The sequence below is a fragment of the Paraburkholderia sp. SIMBA_027 genome (assembly GCF_046535315.1).
In the GTDB taxonomy this organism is placed as follows: Bacteria; Pseudomonadota; Gammaproteobacteria; order Burkholderiales; family Burkholderiaceae; genus Paraburkholderia; species Paraburkholderia tropica.
The window spans coordinates 1-274 of record NZ_JAWRWY010000535.1; the positions used below are offsets into that span (position 1 = coordinate 1).

Genomic DNA, 274 nt, shown 5'->3' on the forward strand with positions numbered 1-274 from the left:
CGGATTTGACGTAGCGGTCGAGCCTGGCGATGTCCTCGTCCTTGACGTGCACCATTTCCTTGAGCTTGTCGACGTCGACCTCCTCGACGTCCTCTTCGCGCGAGGGCCACGCCCCGCGCCGCAGGCACAGCACGCAGCGCAGGATCTCGGCCACGCCCTGCAGCAGCAGGAATGCCCCGGCCACCGGGATGAAGGCCTTGAACGGGTAAATGGGCGGCCCGTTGGCCATCAGCGAGGAATGCTCGCGGATGGCGATGGAATAGCCGGCGTAGTG

At 65.7% G+C, this 274-nt stretch carries 1 protein-coding gene; it reads right to left on the reverse strand.

Features of this window, described 5'->3' with window-relative positions:
- Nucleotides 1-274, reverse strand: a 274-nt coding sequence (locus SB764_RS40135) for a TRAP transporter small permease subunit (protein WP_410866771.1), incomplete at both ends; no start/stop codon positions are given.